Annotated in this window: 21 protein-coding genes and 1 riboswitch; of the genes, 10 read left to right on the forward strand and 11 right to left on the reverse strand. The window is 42.5% G+C overall.

The annotated features are described in order from the left end of the window. The 6 genes from GRP75_RS08570 to GRP75_RS08595 form a co-directional block, all read right to left on the reverse strand. A partial coding sequence (locus tag GRP75_RS08570; protein ID WP_160789103.1) for a DUF4280 domain-containing protein occupies positions 1 to 242 on the reverse strand: 242 nt, incomplete at its 3' end. A 5-nt stretch (positions 243 to 247) separates the two neighbouring features. Further along, a complete protein-coding gene (locus GRP75_RS08575) occupies positions 248 to 778 on the reverse strand; it encodes a hypothetical protein (RefSeq protein WP_023987107.1) in 531 nt (176 codons plus the stop codon). Beyond that, positions 775 to 2037 carry a pentapeptide repeat-containing protein gene (locus tag GRP75_RS08580; RefSeq protein ID WP_160789104.1) on the reverse strand — a complete coding sequence of 421 codons (1263 nt, stop codon included), beginning with the start codon at positions 2035 to 2037 and terminating at the stop codon, positions 775 to 777. The genes GRP75_RS08575 and GRP75_RS08580 overlap by 4 nt, the downstream gene beginning before the upstream one ends. Positions 2038 to 2049: 12 nt before the next feature. Then, entirely contained in the window at positions 2050 to 3465 is a 1416-nt protein-coding gene (locus tag GRP75_RS08585) for a phage baseplate assembly protein V (protein ID WP_023987109.1), read from the reverse strand. Next, positions 3462 to 4142: a hypothetical protein gene (locus GRP75_RS08590; protein WP_068938564.1), complete on the reverse strand. Its 681-nt coding sequence runs from the start codon at positions 4140 to 4142 to the stop codon at positions 3462 to 3464. Before GRP75_RS08590 ends, GRP75_RS08585 begins: the two co-directional genes overlap by 4 nt. 164 nt (positions 4143 to 4306) lie before the next feature. Further along, positions 4307 to 5182 carry an SDR family NAD(P)-dependent oxidoreductase gene (locus GRP75_RS08595; RefSeq protein WP_068938565.1) on the reverse strand — a complete coding sequence of 292 codons (876 nt, stop codon included), beginning with the start codon at positions 5180 to 5182 and terminating at the stop codon, positions 4307 to 4309. 197 nt (positions 5183 to 5379) lie between these two features. On the opposite strand from GRP75_RS08595, the gene GRP75_RS08600 reads away from it, so the two are divergent. The 3 genes from GRP75_RS08600 to GRP75_RS08610 all read left to right on the forward strand — a co-directional run bounded on the left by GRP75_RS08600 (position 5380) and on the right by GRP75_RS08610 (position 8240). Beyond that, positions 5380 to 5847, forward strand: coding sequence for a MarR family winged helix-turn-helix transcriptional regulator (locus GRP75_RS08600; protein WP_068938566.1), 468 nt, complete (start codon positions 5380 to 5382; stop codon positions 5845 to 5847). Between the two features lie 50 nt (positions 5848 to 5897). Beyond that, positions 5898 to 6344, forward strand: coding sequence for a GNAT family N-acetyltransferase (locus GRP75_RS08605; RefSeq protein ID WP_028542025.1), 447 nt, complete (start codon positions 5898 to 5900; stop codon positions 6342 to 6344). A 516-nt stretch (positions 6345 to 6860) separates the two neighbouring features. Beyond that, complete coding sequence (locus GRP75_RS08610; RefSeq protein ID WP_053324682.1) at positions 6861 to 8240, forward strand: amino acid permease; 1380 nt, start codon at positions 6861 to 6863, stop codon at positions 8238 to 8240. A gap of 125 nt (positions 8241 to 8365) precedes the next feature. On the opposite strand, the gene GRP75_RS08615 is transcribed toward GRP75_RS08610, so the two are convergent. Both GRP75_RS08615 and GRP75_RS08620 read right to left on the reverse strand, forming a co-directional pair. Next, the gene (locus tag GRP75_RS08615; protein ID WP_049828455.1) at positions 8366 to 8629 is read right to left on the reverse strand and encodes a DUF3953 domain-containing protein; all 264 of its coding nucleotides are present in this window, start codon (positions 8627 to 8629) and stop codon (positions 8366 to 8368) included. A gap of 193 nt (positions 8630 to 8822) precedes the next feature. Beyond that, positions 8823 to 9863 carry an NAD(P)-dependent alcohol dehydrogenase gene (locus GRP75_RS08620; RefSeq protein ID WP_023987116.1) on the reverse strand — a complete coding sequence of 347 codons (1041 nt, stop codon included), beginning with the start codon at positions 9861 to 9863 and terminating at the stop codon, positions 8823 to 8825. A gap of 356 nt (positions 9864 to 10219) precedes the next feature. On the opposite strand from GRP75_RS08620, the gene GRP75_RS08625 reads away from it, so the two are divergent. From GRP75_RS08625 to GRP75_RS08635, 3 genes are all read left to right on the forward strand, one after another. Next, positions 10220 to 10636, forward strand: coding sequence for a MerR family transcriptional regulator (locus tag GRP75_RS08625; RefSeq protein WP_028542028.1), 417 nt, complete (start codon positions 10220 to 10222; stop codon positions 10634 to 10636). Between the two features lie 275 nt (positions 10637 to 10911). Then, positions 10912 to 11634, forward strand: coding sequence for a hypothetical protein (locus tag GRP75_RS08630; RefSeq protein ID WP_160789105.1), 723 nt, complete (start codon positions 10912 to 10914; stop codon positions 11632 to 11634). Positions 11635 to 12014: 380 nt separating this feature from the next. Further along, on the forward strand, positions 12015 to 14927 hold the full coding sequence (locus GRP75_RS08635; RefSeq protein WP_160789106.1) for an S-layer homology domain-containing protein: 2913 nt from the start codon (positions 12015 to 12017) through the stop codon (positions 14925 to 14927). A 107-nt stretch (positions 14928 to 15034) separates the two neighbouring features. Here the strand turns inward: GRP75_RS08635 and GRP75_RS08640 are convergent, their stop codons facing one another. Further along, the gene (locus tag GRP75_RS08640; RefSeq protein ID WP_023987121.1) at positions 15035 to 15709 is read right to left on the reverse strand and encodes an NAD(P)H-dependent oxidoreductase; all 675 of its coding nucleotides are present in this window, start codon (positions 15707 to 15709) and stop codon (positions 15035 to 15037) included. Positions 15710 to 15852: 143 nt separating this feature from the next. Here GRP75_RS08640 and GRP75_RS08645 point away from each other — a divergent pair, with 143 nt between their 5' ends. Continuing rightward, entirely contained in the window at positions 15853 to 16245 is a 393-nt protein-coding gene (locus GRP75_RS08645; RefSeq protein ID WP_023987122.1) for a winged helix-turn-helix transcriptional regulator, read from the forward strand. 192 nt (positions 16246 to 16437) lie between these two features. Beyond that, complete coding sequence (locus GRP75_RS08650) at positions 16438 to 17430, forward strand: ABC transporter substrate-binding protein (protein WP_023987123.1); 993 nt, start codon at positions 16438 to 16440, stop codon at positions 17428 to 17430. Between the two features lie 218 nt (positions 17431 to 17648). Here GRP75_RS08650 and GRP75_RS08655 read toward each other — a convergent pair whose 3' ends face one another. Next, a complete protein-coding gene (locus GRP75_RS08655) occupies positions 17649 to 18284 on the reverse strand; it encodes a cyclodeaminase/cyclohydrolase family protein (protein WP_075153780.1) in 636 nt (211 codons plus the stop codon). Further along, on the reverse strand, positions 18281 to 19147 hold the full coding sequence (locus tag GRP75_RS08660; RefSeq protein ID WP_023987125.1) for a bifunctional 5,10-methylenetetrahydrofolate dehydrogenase/5,10-methenyltetrahydrofolate cyclohydrolase: 867 nt from the start codon (positions 19145 to 19147) through the stop codon (positions 18281 to 18283). The genes GRP75_RS08655 and GRP75_RS08660 overlap by 4 nt, the downstream gene beginning before the upstream one ends. A gap of 110 nt (positions 19148 to 19257) precedes the next feature. Beyond that, positions 19258 to 19342, reverse strand: a riboswitch (ZMP/ZTP riboswitch). A 213-nt stretch (positions 19343 to 19555) separates the two neighbouring features. Between GRP75_RS08660 and desA the strand changes: the two genes are divergently transcribed. Both desA and GRP75_RS08670 read left to right on the forward strand, forming a co-directional pair. Continuing rightward, on the forward strand, positions 19556 to 20617 hold the full coding sequence (desA, locus tag GRP75_RS08665; RefSeq protein WP_023987126.1) for a Delta(5) desaturase DesA: 1062 nt from the start codon (positions 19556 to 19558) through the stop codon (positions 20615 to 20617). A gap of 326 nt (positions 20618 to 20943) precedes the next feature. After that, positions 20944 to 21359: PadR family transcriptional regulator (locus GRP75_RS08670; protein WP_237448966.1), on the forward strand; the 416-nt coding region annotated here is incomplete at its 3' end.

A 21359-nucleotide genomic window follows, 5' to 3' on the forward strand; every position in this document is an offset into this window, starting at 1 on the left:
ACCATCTCACTGGCTTGCACAGCCGGATTCAGCGGACTGGAGCAATTCCCAAAAGATTTTATGTTCACTCCGGGCACATAATCTCCAATATTCATCTGAGCTTTATTTTTGACAAACACCCCATGGCTAAAAGGGCGCTTCAAACGCGTGGGCTGTGTACCGTAACTACAGCTTAAAATCGCACCTGCCACGACATAGCTTTTTTTCGCACCTGTTCCAGGCTGCACAATTGCTTCTTCCATACGGATTATTCCTCCTTTGTGGCCATCTCCACTTTTTGCACACGAACACCTGTAAATGGACGACGCAGCAGACTTTCCGCTACCGCGAGATTGATATAGATATGTGCTTCCAACAAGCCGGCAATCCGAAATATAGAGGATTCGATTTTCCCGTGTTTAAGTACCAGCTGCTTCAAGGTGTGGTCGGGATACCACTCGGTTTGTGAGGAAAGACAATCCACCACAGGTGGACGCAGTATCCAGTACACATCCTGCCTGGCTTTCTGAAAATCGGTAAGTATAGCGGCCTTCCATTCCAGCTCCGGCATATATTTTTCCAACAGGGCTTTCATGGAGTCTGAAACCAGTGGCAAAGGGAACTCCAGAAAATCCGGATATACGGTTCGTGGATCTGTATGTACTGCTAAAAACAGGGGAGTGTCCTCCGCCTGAAGGGTATGACCCGAAAGGATATCCTCCACCTGCAAGGGAGACAGGGGCGCAGTCTCCACCCGATGCTTTACGCGCTCGTCCACCATGAGTCGGTAATACCTCATGACATCCACTCCCCTTTACTCACTGCATCTGTTATCTGTGTAGCCAGGGGCGCTTCTATAGCAGCAAGGCCAATGGCTTCACTTAGTTGGTCATCTGTAAAGCTTACCCGGTGTAGTTTTGCTCCTGTAAAATTAGCGTTTACTAAACATGCACCTATAAACGAAGCGTCAGTAACATCGGCTCCTACAAAGCAGGCACCTGTTAGATCCGCGCTGTTAAATAAAGCTCTTTGCAGCGCGGCATCTTGGAAAGTAGCTCCTTGAAGCTGTGCATGTTGAAAACTAGCTCCCTGTAAATTAGCTCTTGTAAAATTCACTCCATCCAATCCTAACGGTTCCCAATCCAGCCAAGCATCCGATCCATATTCGCTATTGCTTATCACTTCGTCCAGTACAGCCTCTTGCAGGGAACAGCCACTGAAATCGGCTCCATGAAGCAGGCTGTGCGAAAGGTCGGTTCCATCTAGCTGAGCTTCTTGCCATACCGTGCCTACGAGGATACAGTGATGCAATTGACTTTGTTGCATCCCGATCTGGCGAAAGACTGTATAGCGAAAATCCAAGGAACTGTAATTTCCATCCGACAGTTGAACTTGAGACAGTGCTTGGTAGCTGTAGGCCGATTCTTCTTTTTCCTCCAGCCAAGACTTTATTATGTTTGCATCCACGGGTCTTCGATCTTCCCGATACACGGAGACACTATGATCCATATACTCTCCGACGCGAATCTCAAAAGCTTCTTCACGATCCAACGCCTCAAACTCTGGTAGGTGGACTGCTTGCTTCATAGCCTGACGAACTAGACTAACGATCATCGTATGAAGATATCCCGCTGCTTCCAGCATGATCTGTTCCAATTCAAGTTCGGAAAGGGAGACTTGTTGCTTCAAAGTTTCAGCCCCAAGTTGTTCACGTAATTGAGTCCAATAGAGAAAAATCCAACTTGCATCGTACTCCAACTGAACGGGCTCAGCATCAAGCATCCATAAGGCATCCGTAGCTTCAACAAGATAAACGGGCTTCTGTTCAAGCCATGTGGTGCGCAGCATAGAGTAGGTGATGTAACCGATATGACCTTTACGACCTGTGAGTTGTTTTTGCCGAACCAGCTCACAAAAGGCGCGAAAATGTTCTACTATATGCTGTAATCTTTGTGTTTGTGTTGATTTACATTTCAACGCCCATTCTTTGCGAATGAAAGACCAAGCCTGATGAAGAGCCGTTTGTTGTTGATCTAACACATCTGTTTGCTTTTCCATGTCTAATCATCCTTAATTCGACTTCACTTCGCTGCCTTTCATATCCGCCGATCCGCTTAATTCAATATGACTACCATTACAATCCATACGGAGCTGACTACCTGCGGACAGACTCATCGTCTTCCCCGCAGACAGGCTGAGATTGCCTCCCGCCGTAATATTCACCTGTTTGCTGCTCGCAATATGAATGCCTTCTTTATCGTCCAGTTTGATATAAATAGCGCCGTCCTTACCTGTAACGACCAGTTCATCCGGTCCCAGTCGAATTTCCTTGCCATGCGGGGTACGCCATATTTTCATTTGCGGATTGGAAAAATGGTTATGCGTACTCTTGCGATCTGCCCTTCTCACGGCACTACCTGCAACGCCGTCTTCTTCCCGACTACCGGGGAAATAGAGGGAAACTGAATCGCCTTTTTCTGGCATGACATACCAGCCGGTATGGCCACCGCCACTGTACACAGTAGAATAGTTGAACCAGTGTGCTTGGTTTGTGTCCTGTTGTTCATCACAATCCAGATGAATGCGCACCTGATCCTGACGTACGTCCAGCACAATACCGCTTAATGAGGCTCCTGCCAGCTTATCCTGGTAGTAGCTTTTTTGCCGAAATCCTTGGTAAGAACCCAACACATACTGATGCCGCAGCAGTCCCTGACTCATGGCGGTGTAGGCTTCCATCACATATAGGTTATGCCCCTGAAAATTCAACTGAGCGCCCAAGTCGAGTACCTCATCCGTTTCTACCTCATAAAAAATAAAATCGTGTTCACTCAGCTTGGTTTGCTCATTCTCCTGAAAATAACGAAAAGGAAGCAATTGCTTACGTACGGTATAACGGGTATGATCCAGTATCGCCTGTGCAGGGCTGTCCTCAATACCAAAATAAAATTTGGGACTATCAAAACGGGCTACAGGCATCAGACTCGTATGATAACGAGAGGCTATGCGTCTTAAAAACGCCCAGTCTGTCTCCTGATACTGAATGGCAAGCCGTCCGATGGCTTCTCCGCTGGTAGCCCCGTCGATCACATCCAGTCCTTCATAGTCCTTACCTATGTGCTCCAGCATTTGAGGAATCGTCATTTTCGTATACTGAAAAGAACGAGTACGCTGCTTCATGTCCATCCGGTAAGTATGGGAAATAGCTTCCACCTCCAGATAGTACACACCTCGCACGACTTTTACCTCGACCGAGAGGGCAATCCCACTAAATAGCGGTTTGCTTGCGCCAGATTCATCTTGTTGACTGACTTCAATGATGGTATTTTTTTCTGTCGTTTCCACATAACTGTCTTGCAAGTCTTCGGGGATAATACCTGTAAAATAAAGCCGAGTATGCTCGTTAATTTTTTTCGTTAAGGTAAGCTCCTCCAGATCAATTTGTTCATAAGGGTGAATTTGAATTTGATCGTATCCCAGACTCATGGTGTAGTCATTCCTTTCTCATTTGTACAATAGGCAGGGGGTGGAAGGACAGAAAGGGATTGAGCCCAGTATTCTGCTACAGGTAACCAGACTTCAAGATCTGCCTCCAGACAGCTAAAGGAACCTATGACAACTCGTCCATTGTGGATGAAGAGCAGCATTTCGTTGTATAGATTACCGTCGATCCCCGCCGCCACAAAACGAATCTGCCCAACTGAAAGTCCAGAACAGTTGGTGACCATTTCGGTACCTAACCAGTTGCGAATCGGTTGTACAGACCGTAAAATATCCGCCATTTGCTCTACAAAATCAGGCAGTTCTTCCGCTTCCAGAGCGGTATCTGTAGGATTAAAAGTGATATTGATGGTCTCCTCAGATGAGGTATAAATGACCTTTGGTCGATGCTCTGAAGGATATTTGATTATAGCTTGCTCCATTGGCATAGGAGTGAAGGACTTGGGGATGTAGAAACCAATCTCTCCGTGTAGTATTGTAATGGGCTCCAACGTGAGATAATCATTTTCAACATGAAGTAGCTTTGTTTCTTCAAACATGGAACCGTCCAGTTCCGATTTCTGGGTTTGAGCTTGGATGGATTTCACATTATCGTTATTAGCTGTCTTCTGATCCACCATTTTAGCTTTGAGGCTAAGTATATGCTCGTCTAGATAGTTCATAGAAAGCCCCCTTTTAGAAAAATACACGTTTGTACTTGAATATGTAAAGATGGGAGGAGATATTTAAGTACAGAACCAACATATGTATTTATCGGTTAAAAGAGAGATTTAGTTTACAAAATGAACCATTCGTTGGGGGACATTGTTCGATTTTAGATTCTATTTCATTCCATAACGCCTTTTTGCCGTAATAATTCGGTTGTAGTACTCCAAAGTAGGCGTTGCATCTTGATATCCCCACCAGGATATGCCGGCACAATCAGCTTACCAGTACCAACATTAAAATACCCGCCTGTCACTTCTTGATATTGGGATTCTGTTGCTAAACGAATAATAATTTCTGCTCCTCTCCGTGGGTCTCCGATATGCAAAGCGTTCAATATTTTTGCAAGTACCGAAGAAAATCCTAACTCACGGCCAAGGCCGGTAACGTTAAAGCCTGGATTAAGTGCGTTAACTACGATTCCGGTTCCATCCAATTGACGTCCAAGTTCTTCTGTAAACATGATATTAAGAAGTTTAGTCTTTCCGTATATCTTAGATGAACCTCTTGCGGTAAATGCAGATGTATCTATTAAATCCTCCGGTAATTTTAATTCACCATGGTTGCGTGACGCTTCAGAAGCTACATTGACGATCCTAGCATTTGTGGATTCCATGAGTGAATTGAGTAGTGTATGCGTTAACAGCCACGGGGCAAGATAGTTTACGGCTATCATTTCTGCCAAACCCTCTGAGGTTATTCGCTGTTCAAATCCATGTAATCCAGCATTGTTCACTAATACATCAATCTTTGGATAATTAGCTTTAATTTCATCCCCAATACGTTTGACATCTTTCATAAGAGACAGGTCCCCGAAAAAAAAGTCTACCTTTGTACTTGGCGCCAAGTCTCTCAGAATATTTCTAGTCGTTTCAGCACGCTTTTCATTTCTGGCTGTTAAGACTAGATGTGCTCCGCGTTGGGCTAATTCAATTGCTACCCATTGTCCAAGACCGTTAGTAGCACCAGTGATTACAATAATCGGGTATGTCGACATATAAATCATCCTCCAAATTCTCGATCTAATTACATTCTTATTCATGTCCACGCTTTACGGTTGTGGATGCTTTATACTGTAGATCTTCTGCTTGACACTTACCAAAGTTGAAAATATGATTGACATATATCAAGTATATGTATTTTGATTGATATATGTCAAATATATTCGTACTAATTTGAATAAGGTGGAGACATATGGATAATAAAAATCAACATCCAAATTCTACAAGAGAGCAATTAGAACTGAATCTTGGTGAACAACTTAATGCACTTATAAGCGCGTCACATGCACTCAATGTAAGAACTGCGGCACTTTTCGATCCATCATTACAACCTGCGGCTTTTCTGATCGTACGCTGTCTTCTTTCATACGGCCCGGTAAGCGCTACATTTTTGGCAGAATCCACCGCTATGGATCGAAGCTCTGTCAGCCGTCTTGTTACTCAGCTTAAGCAATTGGAATATGTAAAAAGTGAAACTCACCCTGAGGATCGCCGGGGTGTGTTGATATCCCTGACAGCTAATGGTCGTGGAAAAGCCTTGGAAGCTTTAAAAGAAAAAGAAAAAGAGTTTTATCAACGTATTTCAACATGGGAGGATTCCAAACTTGAAGCATTTATTGGGATGCTGAATTGTTTTAACGGTCAAGATTGTGAGGATTAATGAGTTTAGACATAAAGCATCGTATGATGAAAATAGGGGGTATTTCAAAAGTGAAAGAAAAAAATGTTAGGGAAATTAGGGTATCTGATTATCATGATATTTATTTGTTGAACCAAGATTTTAACCCCAATCTATATCTATTTCCTGAAGAAAAAGTAAAAGAGAAGATTGAATTGATTACAAAGGAATCAAAAGATATGATCTTTGTTTATGAAGAAAATAACGAGGTGTTAGGATATATTCATGGAAGCCCATATGAATTACTTTTTTCTGAATCTTTGGTAAATGTACTAGGATTTGTTGTTAAAGAAAAGTATAGAAATCAAGGTGTAGGTAGCATGTTGATTGAGCGTCTTGAACAGTGGGGAAAGTCCCATGGATTTTCTGGGATCAAACTATTATCTCACCCAAGTCGGATACAGGCTCACAGGTTCTATGAACGACGTGGCTATATGTTTACCAAGGATCAGAAAAATTTTATAAAAAATCTCAAATAAATACATATTCATTCATCATTGAATAAGCGGGTTCAAAAGCCTGATCTTTAGCTAGGCTTTGAACCCTTCAATTTTATAGATGAGATCCGCCACTTGCATCAATCCATTGACCAGTTATATCTTCATCTCGGATTTCAAATAGACTTAATATCGTGATATTTATCATTGAAGAAATATGTTTGTTTAGCACTCTAATGCATTACATTAAATTGACCATTGTTCAGAAAATATGAATAGCCTTCCTTTCCATTTCATGCATAAAAATGTCTGCTAATTAGCAGTTGTATTTAGGCGTTTTTTGTCATACAATGCATCTAATGCTACGGACTCGGTCTTAGAAACAGTAAGGTTTGGACGGTAAATAGGACGTGGTTTTCTGGTATATTTACGAATCGTGGAACTACTTTGTTGTCGTTCACTCACGACCACGTCAGTCTGAAAAGTTAATAATGTTTGGGGACAGTTTTCCGGATCATTAGCGTTTGATGATGAACATATACGAAGGGGAGCGTTCTTTTGGAATCGAAACAATTAACGAGAGGGCTAAAGCCACGGCACGTTGAGTTGATTGCGCTTGGAGGTACGATTGGCGTCGGTTTGTTTATGGGATCGGCAAGTACGATAAAATGGGCAGGTCCCTCAGTGCTGCTGGCTTATCTCTTAGCTGGGATTATTATGTTTTTTGTCATGCGGATCATGGGGGAAATGCTGATTCTTGAACCGGTGACAGGCTCATTCGCTACATTTGCTCATAAATATATCAGCCCTTTAGCCGGTTTCTTGACCGCCTGGAGCTATTGGTTTTTATGGGTTACCGTAGGGATGGCGGAAGTTACTGCGATTGGGGTATATGTGGGCTACTGGTTCCCAGATATCCCGCAATGGTTGCCGGCTTTGGCAGGTGTAATTATTATTGCATTGGCCAATTTGGCGGCTGTGAAATTTTATGGGGAATTTGAGTTTTGGTTTGCGATGATTAAAATTGTCGCCATTATCTTCATGTTAGTAGTTGGTACGGGGATGATCTTCTTTGGACTCGGTAACGGTGGACAACCGATAGGTCTATCCAATCTGTACAGCCATGGCGGCTTCTTTGCAGGTGGTTTGAAAGGGTTTCTGTTTGCACTCTGTATTGTAACAGCGGCTTACCAAGGGATAGAAATGGTGGGTATTACGGCAGGTGAAGCTGAAAATCCAAAAACGACACTGCGAAAAGCCATTAAAAACATCATCTGGCGTATTCTGATTTTCTACGTGGGTGCAATCTTTGTCATTGTTACGATTTATCCTTGGAACCAAATAGGCGAGATCGGTAGTCCATTTGTTCTGACTTTTGCCAAGGTAGGAATTGTGGCTGCTGCGGGTATCATTAACTTTGTTGTACTTACAGCTGCGATGTCTGGTTGTAACAGTGGTATTTACAGTGCGGGAAGAATGTTATACACGTTGGCTAAGAACGGACAAGCTCCCAAGTTTTTCGGGAAAGTTTCTCCAAGCGGCGTCCCTAGAAATAGTATAATAACGACCATTTCCTTGCTGCTGGTAGGGGTGTTATTTAACTATTTAATGCCTGATTCCAAACTGTTTCTGTATATTTACAGCGCCAGTGTTCTTCCAGGCATGGTACCGTGGTTTGCATTAGCCATCAGTCAATTTAAATTCAGGAAAAAGTGGAAAGACGAAATGAAGGATCACACCTTTAAATCTCGTTTTTTTCCGATCAGTAATTACATTACCATTATCTTTTTGTTGCTTGTGATCGTTGGAATGTGGTTTAATCCAGACACACGCTTGTCGTTGATTGTCGGGGCATCATTCATGGCGATCGTCATTGTTGGATATTTTGTCTTTGGCATAGGAAAGCGGCAGAGAATTGAAGAATTAGAGGAAAACTAAAAGATTGCTAAATACGTAACATTTGCCGAGCGCAATTCAGATGATCCTGAGTTCGCTCGGCTTTTCTTTTACATGACGAGGGAGGAGCTATGGAAGGGTTGTTACTGAGGTATAGAACCGTGTGGTTATCCTGTTCGCACTACAAGTGTAAATATAGAGACAAAAAAAGTGAGAAGGGAAACTGAGAAGTTGATAATTGCAATACTCTTACGGTTAGCCTTAAACTCTGTAATTCCAGAAAATAAAAATATAAACCCTAGAAAAAATTGCGCGATTTTGTATGAGTCCCTATAGGTGTCTGGGTATGCGAGTGATAAAGAGGAAGAGATCATAACAACTACAGCAAATATTAAAGTGAGGATTCTGTAAATATCCATTTTCTTGAACATAGATAAGTTCCCCCTTCCTATTTATTCCTAATGTATTATATTCTAAGGGTAGAATCTTTGAATTACAAATAAATACAAAAAAGAGGAAATGGACGATAAGATGGTACACAGAATAAAGTGAAGGTGTCCCAAGTAATACTTTGGGGACACCTTCAAAATTAAAATCACTTGTACAACTTATGATTTACATAGCTTACATTGTGCTAATGTCAATCACGAATCTATACTTCACATCAGAAGCTAACACTCGTTTGTAGGCTTCGTCAATCTGGTCGGCCGATATCACTTCAATTTTAGGAACAATATTGTGTTTTGCACAAAAATCCAACATTTCCTGTGTCTCACGGATGCCTCCTATCATTGAACCAGCAAATGAACGGCGATGTCCGATAAGGGACATCACATTTAGTGACAACGGCTCCCCAGGGGCACCGACATTCACCAAAGTTCCATCTAGATTGAGTAGTGCAAAATAAGCATCCATATCGATGGCAGCACTTACCGTGTTAATAATCAAATCAAAGTGCCCAGCAAGTTTTTCAAATGTTTCTGGTTCGCTTGTAGCATAATAGTGATCCGCACCAAATTGCAAGCCATCATCTTTTTTCTTTAATGTTTGTGATAGAACGGTTACCTCAGCACCCATAGCATGTGCAATCTTGATAGCCATATGGCCAAGGCCTCCCATTCCCACAACGGCCACTTTCTTATCTGGACCAGCACCCCAGCGGTTCAACGGTGAATAAGTCGTAATACCTGCACAAAGTAATGGAGCAGCCACGTCTAGCTCAATGTTATCTGGAATTTTCACTACAAAATCCTCAGTTACGACAATGTGGGTAGAATATCCGCCTTGTGTAGGCTCGCCGTATTTGTCAACACCAGCATAGGTAGGGACATTTCCTTTAAGGCAGTATTGTTCCTCTCCTTTACGACAGTTCTCACATTCTCCACAGGAATCGACCATACAGCCAACCCCTACCCGGTCACCAACTCTGTACTTTGTAACCTTAGATCCTACCTCCGTGACAATCCCTGCAATTTCATGTCCAGGTACGAGAGGGTAGTTCACTGGTCCCCATTCACCGTGAGCAGTGTGGATGTCAGAATGGCATATTCCGGCATATTTAATTTCAATCAGAACATCGTATGAATCAAGATCCCGTCGTTTAATTTCAGCCGATCGAAACGGTTTGTCTGGGCCATCGACAGCGCGTGCTTTAGCAGTTATCATAAATAGCCTCCTATTATTTGTATTTTTCAAGAGAATGCAGTTATATCGGTATAAATTGAAAACTAGCTGAAGTCGGTTGAAGTTACCCTTCATTCATTTCCATTTATACTTTTTCTCTTGCAAATCAATGTTAATCCTTATAGTTAACTCTAAGTCAAGCGCAAGTTTATATTCCTTTTGGGAATTTCTGCTCGTACAGGTTCAGGTTCATTACAGCTAATTATATTTCGTTAGATAGCATCTGATTCTACTTTTCCTATAAGGGGACTTTGACATTCAACAAATAACTTGATAGAATTCCCCTTACACCCTAGAGTTAACTCGAAGTCTATGTCATTAAAAATAGGAGATACATGATGAAGACATATTCTATCAGCGAAGTTGCAAAAGAATTGAATCTTACAGCATATACCTTACGTTACTACGATAAGGAAGGACTTATGCCTTTTGTAGAACGGACATCTAGCGGAACAAGATTATTTAAAGAATCCGATATCGACGCTTTAACAATAATTGAATGTCTAAAATCCACCGGGATGCCGATCAAAGAAATTAAAAATTTTATTGATTGGTGTTCTGGTGGGGATTCCACACTACAACAAAGATATGACATGTTTATGGAACGAAAAGCTACTGTAGAAGTACAAATGGAAGAACTTAAAAAAACAATGGAAGTAATTGAACATAAATGCTCATATTACAAAACTGCGTTGGAAGCCGGAACGGAAAATATTCATAAAAACAATAAAATTGGGAGTCTCTTTACTAACTAATATACCAATACGTATAAATTTCCGAAAATCCTAGCTTGGAATAAAGCCGTTATAGACCCCAGTATTCTCTCTCCATAATGCCTTTATTATGTTCTGCTACCCATCCATCATAAAGTAAAGTGGACAGGGGCTGCCAGTTGTTCAAGGAAATTTTGTAGCTCATAGGTGACAAAAATCATCCACACTTTTTTCTAATATTTAACTGTTAATAGAACTATTGAAAAGCTATAATGCTATTAATGATTTGAGTGTACTTTGAGAAAGAGGTTGAGGGTATGGTGTTGAAAAAATGGCCATTATTATTGATGATAGGTATTCTCATGGTGGCATCTGTGAGCTGGAACAGTGGAGTATCTTATGCAGCTACAGAATATACTTGGGATAAGTACAAGGGCACTGAGGTCAAGACATATAGATTGACTGCGGTACCTGGAAGAGTCGAATATATGGATCAGGAAAGGTTTTTTGCAGCTTTAAGTCAAACCCCAAATGTGTATGGAGATTTCAGTGGCTATAAAACAGGGAAAACAACTGGAGTTGTAACCGAGAGTATAACGGATGAGGTGTACAAATTTACAGTTACTGATTTTCTTCGCGATCAAGAGCCTGAGGTTGTAGAGTATATCAATCCCAGAGGCGGAATTCCTCATAGATGGAATGGAACTAGTGATATTCAAATTTTTATGAGAGGGTCAGAAGCGGCTTCTTTGTCTGAGCTGTTTTATGAGGGGACACCCAGTGAAGGACGCTTTCAATTTAATGCTAACGATATATATTTAGTTACATTCTGGTCCAGTACCGTAAGACTTATCAGTGGGATGTCTGCTGAGGCGCTAATAGAGGAAGGTCCTCACACGTTTAAGAATCGGGAGCTTGTAGGTCAAGTAACCAGCGAAGATCCTGCAGCTTATCCGCAAGATGGGATTTCAGAAGGTTATTATTATGTTTTTAAGGGTGCTGGCAACAAAGAATCAACAGCTGATGGAGATAGCCAATAAAACAAAAGAAGAGATAACATTGTGTATGGTGCTTTATACATGATGTTATCTTTTTTATTGTGATGCTCGCATTAGAAAATTTAGTAATGAAAAAATGCTGGAAATTTAATTCCCAATGAAAACCATTTTAAAAGATCGGGATATATGCCTTTAAAATAATGACAATTTTACGGATGGAACCGTAATCTATAACTACTTTTTTTGCTGTCTTTATTCAATCCTAGGGATATTATTCCGATAATTCAAGTATATACAGTTTGGTGTTAATTGAAATGAAATCCGTTTGAAAACAAAAGAGATAATTTTCAGAGTTGAAACAGAAGTGCAGGTGGAAGTGACCTGATGCTATATCGTAAAGGAGGTGCAAGGATCCAAATAATATGAAATGTGAAAAAAAGTTAAAACAAATTAGGCAGTACATCGCTGCTTTACTGGCTGTTTGGTTGTTCTGTATACATACTGTGCCTGTTTTTGCAGACAGGGTCTTTAACGATATCGAACATTCCTACGCAGCTGATGCAATTGAAGCCATGGCTGCTCAAGGGTATGTTACGGGTTATCAGGATGGTAGTTTTCGACCTGTGCATTTTATTTCGAGGCAGGAATGGGCGAGCATTTTCGTTAAAACCTTAAAACGAACTTCGGTTAACAAAAGCGTTGCTTCTTTTAGTGATGTGTCACCGTGGGCTCTACCCTATGTGCAGACCTTGCAAGCAGAGAACATTACCAAAGGAATTAGTGATCAGTTATTCGGTGCAAAGCATAATATGACCCGTCAGGATATGGCGGTGTGGTATGCCAGGTATTTCGGCGTTTCTGAAGATACCCGCGCTTCCGATAGATCTAGTTTTGTGGATCAGGCTGATATATCAGACTATGCACAAACGAGCGTATGGCTGATGGAACGGTTGGAGCTGATCGAGGGGGATACGAATCATTATTTCCATCCCAAAGAGTCTGTGAGACGGCAGGATGCTACACTGGTAGCATATCGGATATGGCTAGGCGGTGACGGTCTGAGAGAACGTGCTAAGCGTTTGCTGGAATCATTAGGAAATGGAACTGCAATGACGAATCAGCCAGCCAGTCCAACGGAATCGAGGAAGATCGTGGTCGACCTGGCGCCGGAAATCAGTCACCAGCGTGCGAATCCGGAGATCGAAGAGCCTAAAAGCCATAGTCCAAGACCCGATCCACCGGTATCTCCGGTAACACCAACAGAGCCGAAGCCGGAACCGCCAATTATACGACCAGAACCTAATCCCAAACCACCGGTGATACCACCAGTGACACCGCCAGTGATACCACCAATCATACCGCCAGTGACTCCGTCAGAACCACCGGATCATTCGTCGGATTTCGTGGTGGATGAGGTAGTAATCAAGGCGCCCGAGTTGGTCAATCAACCGGAAACGTATCCTTCGTATCAGCTGTCCTTTGATCTCTACAATAAAGGGCACTTGGTAAGCATTCCCGCTGTTAGCGTCACAAGTGTCACCTACACATTTAGTGATACATTAGGTGTATTTGATGAACATGGGAAAATTGCGCATTCCGAAAATATACCTGCTGCTGATGGTTATATTCCTGTAGAGATGGAAGTCACCATTGCTAAACCTTATCGGGTACTTAAAGCACAGACCAAGCTGATCGTGAGAGGGAAGACTCCTCCGGTAGAGGACCCGACTGTAATCAGGTCCGTATACTTGGCGACGTACACCATTTCACAGGCCACTACTCTAGACCCTACAGCCTGGAGCATGCCCTATGTATTTCAAAATGCAAAGGGAGAGGTCATACCGTCCGGTCTATTGCCGTCAGACTTGAAGCTTCGTATAGAGGATTCCAGAGGGATATTTGACGAGGATGGACATATTGCCAACCTGCATCTGATTCCTGCATTGAACTCTGTCATTCCATTCAAGATTGAGGTTGAATCACCCTCTCAGGGAATTCACTTCATATCCGATGCCGAGTTAACTGTAGTACCAGGAGCACGCAAAAAGCAATATTTTGCTATCTCCATGATGCTACAGGGAAAAGATGCGGGCAGTACGACCACGGTAGAGCAAATTGAGCAGTCGCGTCAATTGCTGATGGATCACTTTGGTACCAACTTAAAAGTGACGTGGGCCATGGAAAATAGATTTATTTTTGTGGAATCAAATCGTCCGCAGCTTAAAAAGGTTTTGGAATACGTGGATCAGTATGGCGATGAAGTCGGGATTTTGGATGGGTATCCGAATAATCTGTTTGATCTTCCTGAATGGGAAGCACAGATGAACGAGTGGTTGTATATGTATCGTTATAATGCCCTCAATGAGCTGCACCAATCTGGTTCGTTGGGATCACCTTCGGTGTTTGAAAGTATGGATACAGACCAATATCGGAAGTATCTGCCTAAATCATTGACCGGCTTTACGGTGAATCCTGAGCAGGCCCAATGGCTTAAGGATCATTTTAAGATTACCTCAGCGATGGGATGGTCGGCTACACAGTATAATGTGAACAACATGTATGGTGAGGGTTCACCTTTGATGCCTTACTGGTCCCATAAGGATAATCCGATTGTTCCGGCACAGGGGCTTACAAATAATAGCGGTATCGTATTTATGAACTCGATTACGATTGATCCCATCGGGTCGCGTTATACCAAAGATTCTTCACGCTGGACTCTCCATCCAGGTGATCCATATGTGACGGAAACGGATGCGGCACCACAACTGTATATAGCACAGCAATATTTAGATAACCCGTATCAACGTTTGAATACAGTAAATTACATGTCCATTATTTTGGATGTCAACTGGCTTGCCAAAAACCATAACATGTCTCAAATATGGGAAAACTTTGTGAAGCACTTCCCTGTTGACCGTGAGGTTGAGATTGTGGGCGTGGACGGGCTGAAACAGATTTATGAATCGATAGCTGGATTGAGTAATGATCATACGGAGTTTTCACTCATGTTTAGAGGCTCAGGTTTTAAGGCAGTTATGGACTCCAATAATTCACCAGCCAATCTGCGTTACTTGTGGACTGAAAACGCCTCACAGCGGATTATTTTATCCAAGGAGGATGGAGATGCGGCATGGTCCATTATTGACTTTACTGACTATACCCGAAATCCGGTTCCGAAGATGGCCTACAATCTGGGTAAGAACACAGATGTAAGCTATGTCACTGGAAGGAACTTTAAGCTGCATCCTACAGCTCCGTTAACAGCAGATGAAATTCAGCGCGTAAAGGATCGTTTAAAGGAAATCTATTTCGCGGAAGAAGTAACTTATCAGTAAGGGTTTGGAATGACAGAATTTTTAAGACTTGAGGTTTTATGAAAAGGGGGTGTCCCAACAGCCATGGAAATGGTTGTGGGACGCCCCTTTGTTTTAGAGAAAAGGTTTTACACCCATTCAATAACCTGATCTACAGATCGCCGAGTTTTGCCACGCGGTTCGTTGAGACGGTATCCAAATGCCACCATACAAGAAATACCGAAATGCTCGGCATCCATAATGCCTTCCTCGGAGAGGATGCGTTCGATTTCCTGTTTATTAAAACCTTCGATAGGGCAGGAATCAATGCCGATTTGAGCTGCGGCAGTCATCATGTTGCCCAGTGCGATGTAGGTTTGTCGGCAGCCCCACTCGAACAAGGCTCTTTTATTTTCCTCCAGCCCAAAATCTGACTTTAGAAAGGCATCATACACTTTCTCTCTGCCTTGAATCACTTCAGCTGGTAATTGCTGCACGTTCTCCATCATACTCTTGATATAATCGGATGAGGCTACCATATCTTCAGGAAGTCTAGAGAGGATGAGTACAAAATGGCTGGCTGTTGGCAGTTGTTTTTGGGCCCCCCAAGAGTAAGGCAGCAGCTTCTCACGCATAGCGTTACTCTGAACGACAACAAATTTCCAGGGTTCAAAGCCAAACGAACTCGGGGATAAACGGCCTGTTTCAAGAATAAAGTCGAAGTCAGAATCGCTAATTTTCTTATGGCTATCAAATTCCTTCGTTGCATGTCTGAACTCGTATGCAGATAAGATTTGATCTTTAGTAGTAGTTAAGGTTTCCATCGTTATTCCACTCCTTATGGATGTGATTAAAATTGACGCTTACCAAGTAACATGCTTAATATTAGAATATACATGATCGTTTTTGAAGTACGCACATTAATGTGCTGTAGTATATAAAATGATACCAAGGAGGAGAAAAGCCTATGCGCAATCGGAAAGGCGGCTTTGGGGAATGTACCGCTGGAAATGATCAGGCGTGTCCTGTTGAGTACACGCTGGACGTGATTGGGGGCAAATGGAAAGGGATTATTTTATATCATCTCATGTATGGGACTAAGCGATTTAGTGATTTTCGGCGGATCTGTCCGGGAATTACCCAGCGTATGCTGACACTCCAATTGCGCGAGCTGGAAGAGGACGGAGTCGTTCACCGTGAAGTCTACCAACAGGTTCCTCCCAAGGTCGAATACTCTCTAACTGAATTTGGAAAAACGCTGATCCCGATTATTAACCTGATGAAGGATTGGGGAGAAGAATATAAAACAAAACAGCGATCACCAGAAAGCAGCCTTCAGCAACCTAGCCCCAATGTGTAGGTTTTGAGACGGCTCCACAAAGAAGACCTGGCCATCATTTTGGCAGGTCTTTTCATTTTTAAAGTGAAATGATGCAAAGTTCGTTTTTCAGTTGACAGTAAGGACGACGCTTGATATATTTCTTACGATATTGATAATCATTATCATGTGTATCGGGAAGATCATCTTCACAATATATAGGGGGCTAATCAGTTGAAAAGAAAATCGTATTTTATGATAACAGCTATGTTACTTGTATTGTCTGTATTCATCAGCGCTTGCGGCGGAAATAATAATGGAAGTAATCCGGCTTCATCTTCAGGAGATAAGCAAGAGTCGGCTTCTACTGGAGAGACTAGAAGCTTTAAAACGGTTAAAGGGGATATTCAAATTCCTGCGAAGCCACAGCGCATTGTAACGGATTTTTACGGTGGAGAATTGCTGTCCGTGGGTGCTAACGTGGTGGGTGTGGAGCCGACTGCGTTTCAAAATCCTTTTCTGACCGATTTGCTGAAGGAAAAAGGAACCAAAGAGGTGGGTGATCCGACCAATTTGGAAAAGACGCTGGAACTCAAACCCGATCTGATCGTGGTTATGAAGGATACGAATTATGAGGCTTTGTCTAAAATCGCACCTACCCTATACATTCCGTACGGTACGACGACTAATATCTATGATACGGTCAAGCTGTTCGGAGATATCACCGGGGAAAAGGAGAAGGCTGAGCAATTTATTGCTGCATTTGATAAAAAGGCCGCTGAAGGTCGCGCACGTCTTAAAGGCGTGATTGACGAAAAGGCAACTTTCGGTCTGTATGAGCTGACGGACAAGCACGCACTTTGGATCTTTGGCGACAATGCGGGGCGGGGCGGACAAGCCGTGTACAATGCGCTTAAACTGAATATGCCAAAGAAAACAGCTAACTCCAAGGAACAAACGGTGCAGCTTTCGATGGAGGTATTGCCACAGTATGACGCAGATTATATGTTCCTGACTACGTATGACCCGGAGAAAAAGGGTGACGCACTCAAGCAACTGAAATCGTCCGCTGTGTGGGGGAATCTTCCTGCGGTGAAGAACAATAGAGTGTTCTTTAACGATTTTGATACGTATTATCGCTATGATCCAATCGCTATTACTGGACAAATTGATATGATCGTAGATATGCTGGTCGAAAGAGAAAAAGAGAATAAAGTTAAACAATAGGTGTGAGATTCTGCGTTGTAATGAATTGCCCAAAACGACTAAGAGATCGCATAATACACGCAGTATATAGCATAAAAAACCAGTCCAACATGAATCATGTTTGGACTGGTTTTTATTTACTATTTCGTTGTAATTTCAATAGTATCTTCTTTTTGTATCCAATCAGTTATTTTTTTGAAGAAATGTTTTAGAACAGGTTAAACACGGTTATGAGCAGACTAATTCGCTATTCGACTGCGTACCATCAACAAGGTTTGTTCTTTGATTTGTCCGATTTCACGGATGAGTGCGGCTGTCTTGGTCTCATAGGAGTATTTGACATCCAAGTCTTTCAGCGAAGCAAGGTTAATGTCGACGGTAAGCAGGGCAGATTGAGCTGCTGCTTCGAACAGGATCGCGCCGATGCCAAGATCCGAAATCACATTTTTATTGGACATTTCCACAATGTTATAGGCTTGCGATAATCCGTCCCGGCATACTTCCAGCAGGCGCATGGGTACCTCAATGGCAGCGATCACCGCTGTCTGTAAGGAATGGGTACGATAGCGCTTTTCTTCGTCTGTTTCCTTGGGCAAACGCAGCGCGGTCATGTACTGTTCAAAGGATTGGATGTCTGCGACCATTAGTTCCTCACAATGTGTAGACAATCTTCCCATGCTGCTAATGACGTCCGTGATTTTTTCATGGATGTGCGCATATTTTTCTCCTTGTGAAAGGTTGGCGGTCATGGAGGTCATAGCCGCGCCTAGTGCCGCAGCTAGTGCGGATACACTTCCTCCGCCGGGGGTAGGCGCTGCACTTGCAGCCTCTTTCAGAAAATGTCCGATGGAATTGTTCCACGACAGTTCACTCATGAATAGACCACCTCTCTGGAGTAGTGTTGCAGATGTATCGCTTTGAGCAGATTTTTGTACAAAATCGCAGTCGTTAAGGTGCCAACACCGCCGGGAACCGGAGAAATGGCATGTACCTTTTCACCCACGTTTGAAGCAGCGTCACCCACGATTTTTCCTTCCAGCGTCTCGTTAATTCCTGCATCCACGAGAATCAGACCAGGATGGACCATATCCTGCGTAATCACATCAGGGCATCCGACTGCGACGAAGGCAATGTCTGCATGGCTCAGATGCTCTGCAATATCACGCGTACCTGCATGACAGGCGGTAACGGTGGCATTTTCTCTTTGCAACATGTGGAAAAGGGGAAGTCCCACTGTCTGCCCGATGCCCACGAGCGTGACATTTTTGCCTGCCAAGGTGTGACCGTAATGCTTGAGCAGCTCGATACAGGCTTGAGGTGTTGCGGGATATAGTCCGGCGTCACCTGTTACGGTAGCCAGCTTGTTATCAGGTGTTATTCCATCAATATCCTTGTAGGGGGCGATGGATTGTTTAATAACGGAGGCAGAAAGATGTTGGGGAAGCGGCAGTTCCAGCATAATGCCATGTACATGGGATGCATCGTTCAGACTGCCGATCAGGTGCAGTAGCTCGGCTTCGCTAACATGACGGTCAAAAGTATGGAGATGAAATGAGATGCCCAGCTTCTCCGCTATTTTTTGCTTGGTCCGTGCATAGTATGCAGATGCCGGATCGCCTTCTACCAATAGGGTCGCCAGATGGGGACGGTGTCCTTGCTGCTTCATTTTTTCTACCTGTGAACGGATCGTTGCATATACTTGCTCAGCTGCTTCTTTGGATTTCATGATTATAGCCATAGTCCGTGCCTCCTCTGAATTTATCGCATGATTTATCAACAGGGTGTCATGGTCTTAAAACGAAAAAAAGTATTTGCACAAGGTCGTCAAGACAGACGAATCCTCTGCAAATACTTCTCCCAGGCGAACGGTACGCTTTTTTTGTATGCTCCCTCGTGGTTCATTCCACTGACTTCGCCAGTCACATACAGCGTTATTATACCTTATATTTTAACAAATAATCATCAGAAAAGAAACCCGCGAACATTTGGAAAACGGGTTGTGTTACTTGTCTATATGACAAATGTCATATACCCGAGCTGACGTTTATGACTACAGCGCCTAGAGGCTTTACCTTATACTGAGATTAGATCAACATGTACGCCTAACAGGATCAAGGTATAGGCGTCATTTTAAAGGAGGATCATAATGAGTATGACACAACTCCCATTAGCCCAATTGAAAAAAAATATGGCTCCCTACGAGAAAATAAACACAAAATCCAGCGTTCTGCAACTCATCAATACCTTGGGTCCACTGATCCTATTGTGGTATGCTGCTTATCTTAGTCTGTCGGTTTCGTACTGGCTGACACTTCCAATTGCCATTGTTGCATCGGGGTTTGTGGTACGGACATTTATTATTTTTCATGATTGTGGTCATCAATCCTTCTTCAAAAGCCGCAAGCTGAACGACATTGTGGGAACGATTACAGGTATTATTACGCTCTGCCCTTATCACCAATGGAAAAATAGTCACGCAATCCACCATGCAACCAGCAGTAATCTGGATAAAAGAGGCACAGGTGACATGTGGGTGCTTACGGTAGAAGAGTACACAGAGGCTTCCACATGGACACGGCTGGCCTATCGCATATATCGAAATCCTTGGGTTATGTTTGGACTAGGTCCGATCTATACTTTTTTGATTTCCTATCGGTTTAATATCAAGACAGCCAAACGCAAGGAAAAAATGAACACCTATGTGACGAATATATCCATCGTTGCCTTGTATGCACTGTTGTCATGGGCTATTGGATGGCAGGCCTTCCTTCTGGTACAGGCACCTATCTTTTTTGTATCTGGTATGTTGGGAATCTGGCTGTTCTATGTACAACACCAATTTGAGGATTCGTATTTTGAGCACGATGAAGAGTGGAGCTATATTAATGCGGCCGTAGAAGGCAGTTCTTACTACAAGCTTCCTAAAGTATTGCAATGGATTACAGGCAATATCGGATTTCATCACGTTCATCACTTGAGCCCAAAAGTGCCAAATTATAATTTGGAAAAAGCACATGAAGCGACACCGTTACTTCAAAAGGCGACCACGATCACAGTAAGTAGCAGTCTGCAATCTTTGAAGTTCCGACTTTGGGATGAAAATACGAAAACCTTTTTGACCTTTAAACAAGTGAGGCCGCTCCTCAGCAAACGTGTTGCAGTTACGAAACCCATCCCTACACCTGTTGTAAGCACAGAAAGAAAATAACTTTGTACAAAACTTTTCTGAAGAGATGTTAAAAAATTGCAGTTTACTTTGAGAAATCTAAAGGGATAACATCCTTTTAGATTTTTTTGTTTATATTGAAAATGCAGTACTTTCATTCTTTGTTTTAGCAAGCGCTATTGACAAATCGATTGTCAACCTTTACATTCTATATATCGAAACGATATATATCGATTATATATAAATTAGCTACATGTAAACAGAGATAAGTTCCCTTTGATTTCAGAAGGATAATTCACTATGCCAGGAAAGAAGGAATAGATTTTATGTTGATTTATGTAATACTTGGGTTCCTCTGCGAAAAGGATATGACAGGATATGAAATCAAGCAGAAGATGACGATAAGCACTTCCAACTTTATTGATGCCAGCTTCGGAAGCATATATCCAATGCTGAAAAAAATGGAAAAGGGGGAGCTTATCAAGTATGAAGAAGTGGTAGAGGAAGGCAGATTCAAAAAATCATATGGTATTACGGAAAAAGGGAAGAGTGAATTTATAGAATGGTTAAAAACACCATGTACTTTTTCCCCTTTTAATTATGAGTATTTGAGTAAGCTTTTCTTCTATAAATATCTTGACGACATTGAGGTTGTTCGTTTGATTGCCAGCTTTCAAACTACTGTCGCCTGTGAATATAACAAGCTTGCCTTGATAGAAGAGAAGCACGTTCATGAGATGGGTGTATATGAGCACGCGACGTTGATGTTTGGCAAAGAATATTT

Origin of the sequence: Paenibacillus sp. OT2-17 (assembly GCF_009827695.1) — a bacterium.
GTDB classification, from domain to species: domain Bacteria; phylum Bacillota; class Bacilli; order Paenibacillales; family Paenibacillaceae; genus Paenibacillus; species Paenibacillus polymyxa_B.

Bases quoted from the DNA above. Each gene is read 5' to 3' on its own strand.
- GRP75_RS08655 (WP_075153780.1), bottom strand. From the start codon at position 18,284: ATGAGTGAACTGTCGTGGAACAATTCCATCGGACATTTTCTGAAAGAG.
- GRP75_RS08615 (WP_049828455.1), bottom strand. From the start codon at position 8,629: ATGTTCAAGAAAATGGATATTTACAGAATCCTCACTTTAATATTTGCT.
- GRP75_RS08645 (WP_023987122.1), top strand. From the start codon at position 15,853: ATGCGCAATCGGAAAGGCGGCTTTGGGGAATGTACCGCTGGAAATGAT.
- GRP75_RS08600 (WP_068938566.1), top strand. From the start codon at position 5,380: ATGGATAATAAAAATCAACATCCAAATTCTACAAGAGAGCAATTAGAA.
- GRP75_RS08630 (WP_160789105.1), top strand. From the start codon at position 10,912: ATGGTGTTGAAAAAATGGCCATTATTATTGATGATAGGTATTCTCATG.
- GRP75_RS08580 (WP_160789104.1), bottom strand. From the start codon at position 2,037: ATGGAAAAGCAAACAGATGTGTTAGATCAACAACAAACGGCTCTTCAT.
- desA (WP_023987126.1), top strand. From the start codon at position 19,556: ATGAGTATGACACAACTCCCATTAGCCCAATTGAAAAAAAATATGGCT.
- GRP75_RS08575 (WP_023987107.1), bottom strand. From the start codon at position 778: ATGAGGTATTACCGACTCATGGTGGACGAGCGCGTAAAGCATCGGGTG.
- GRP75_RS08590 (WP_068938564.1), bottom strand. From the start codon at position 4,142: ATGAACTATCTAGACGAGCATATACTTAGCCTCAAAGCTAAAATGGTG.
- GRP75_RS08640 (WP_023987121.1), bottom strand. From the start codon at position 15,709: ATGGAAACCTTAACTACTACTAAAGATCAAATCTTATCTGCATACGAG.
- GRP75_RS08625 (WP_028542028.1), top strand. From the start codon at position 10,220: ATGAAGACATATTCTATCAGCGAAGTTGCAAAAGAATTGAATCTTACA.
- GRP75_RS08660 (WP_023987125.1), bottom strand. From the start codon at position 19,147: ATGGCTATAATCATGAAATCCAAAGAAGCAGCTGAGCAAGTATATGCA.
- GRP75_RS08620 (WP_023987116.1), bottom strand. From the start codon at position 9,863: ATGATAACTGCTAAAGCACGCGCTGTCGATGGCCCAGACAAACCGTTT.
- GRP75_RS08635 (WP_160789106.1), top strand. From the start codon at position 12,015: ATGAAATGTGAAAAAAAGTTAAAACAAATTAGGCAGTACATCGCTGCT.
- GRP75_RS08585 (WP_023987109.1), bottom strand. From the start codon at position 3,465: ATGAGTCTGGGATACGATCAAATTCAAATTCACCCTTATGAACAAATT.
- GRP75_RS08595 (WP_068938565.1), bottom strand. From the start codon at position 5,182: ATGTCGACATACCCGATTATTGTAATCACTGGTGCTACTAACGGTCTT.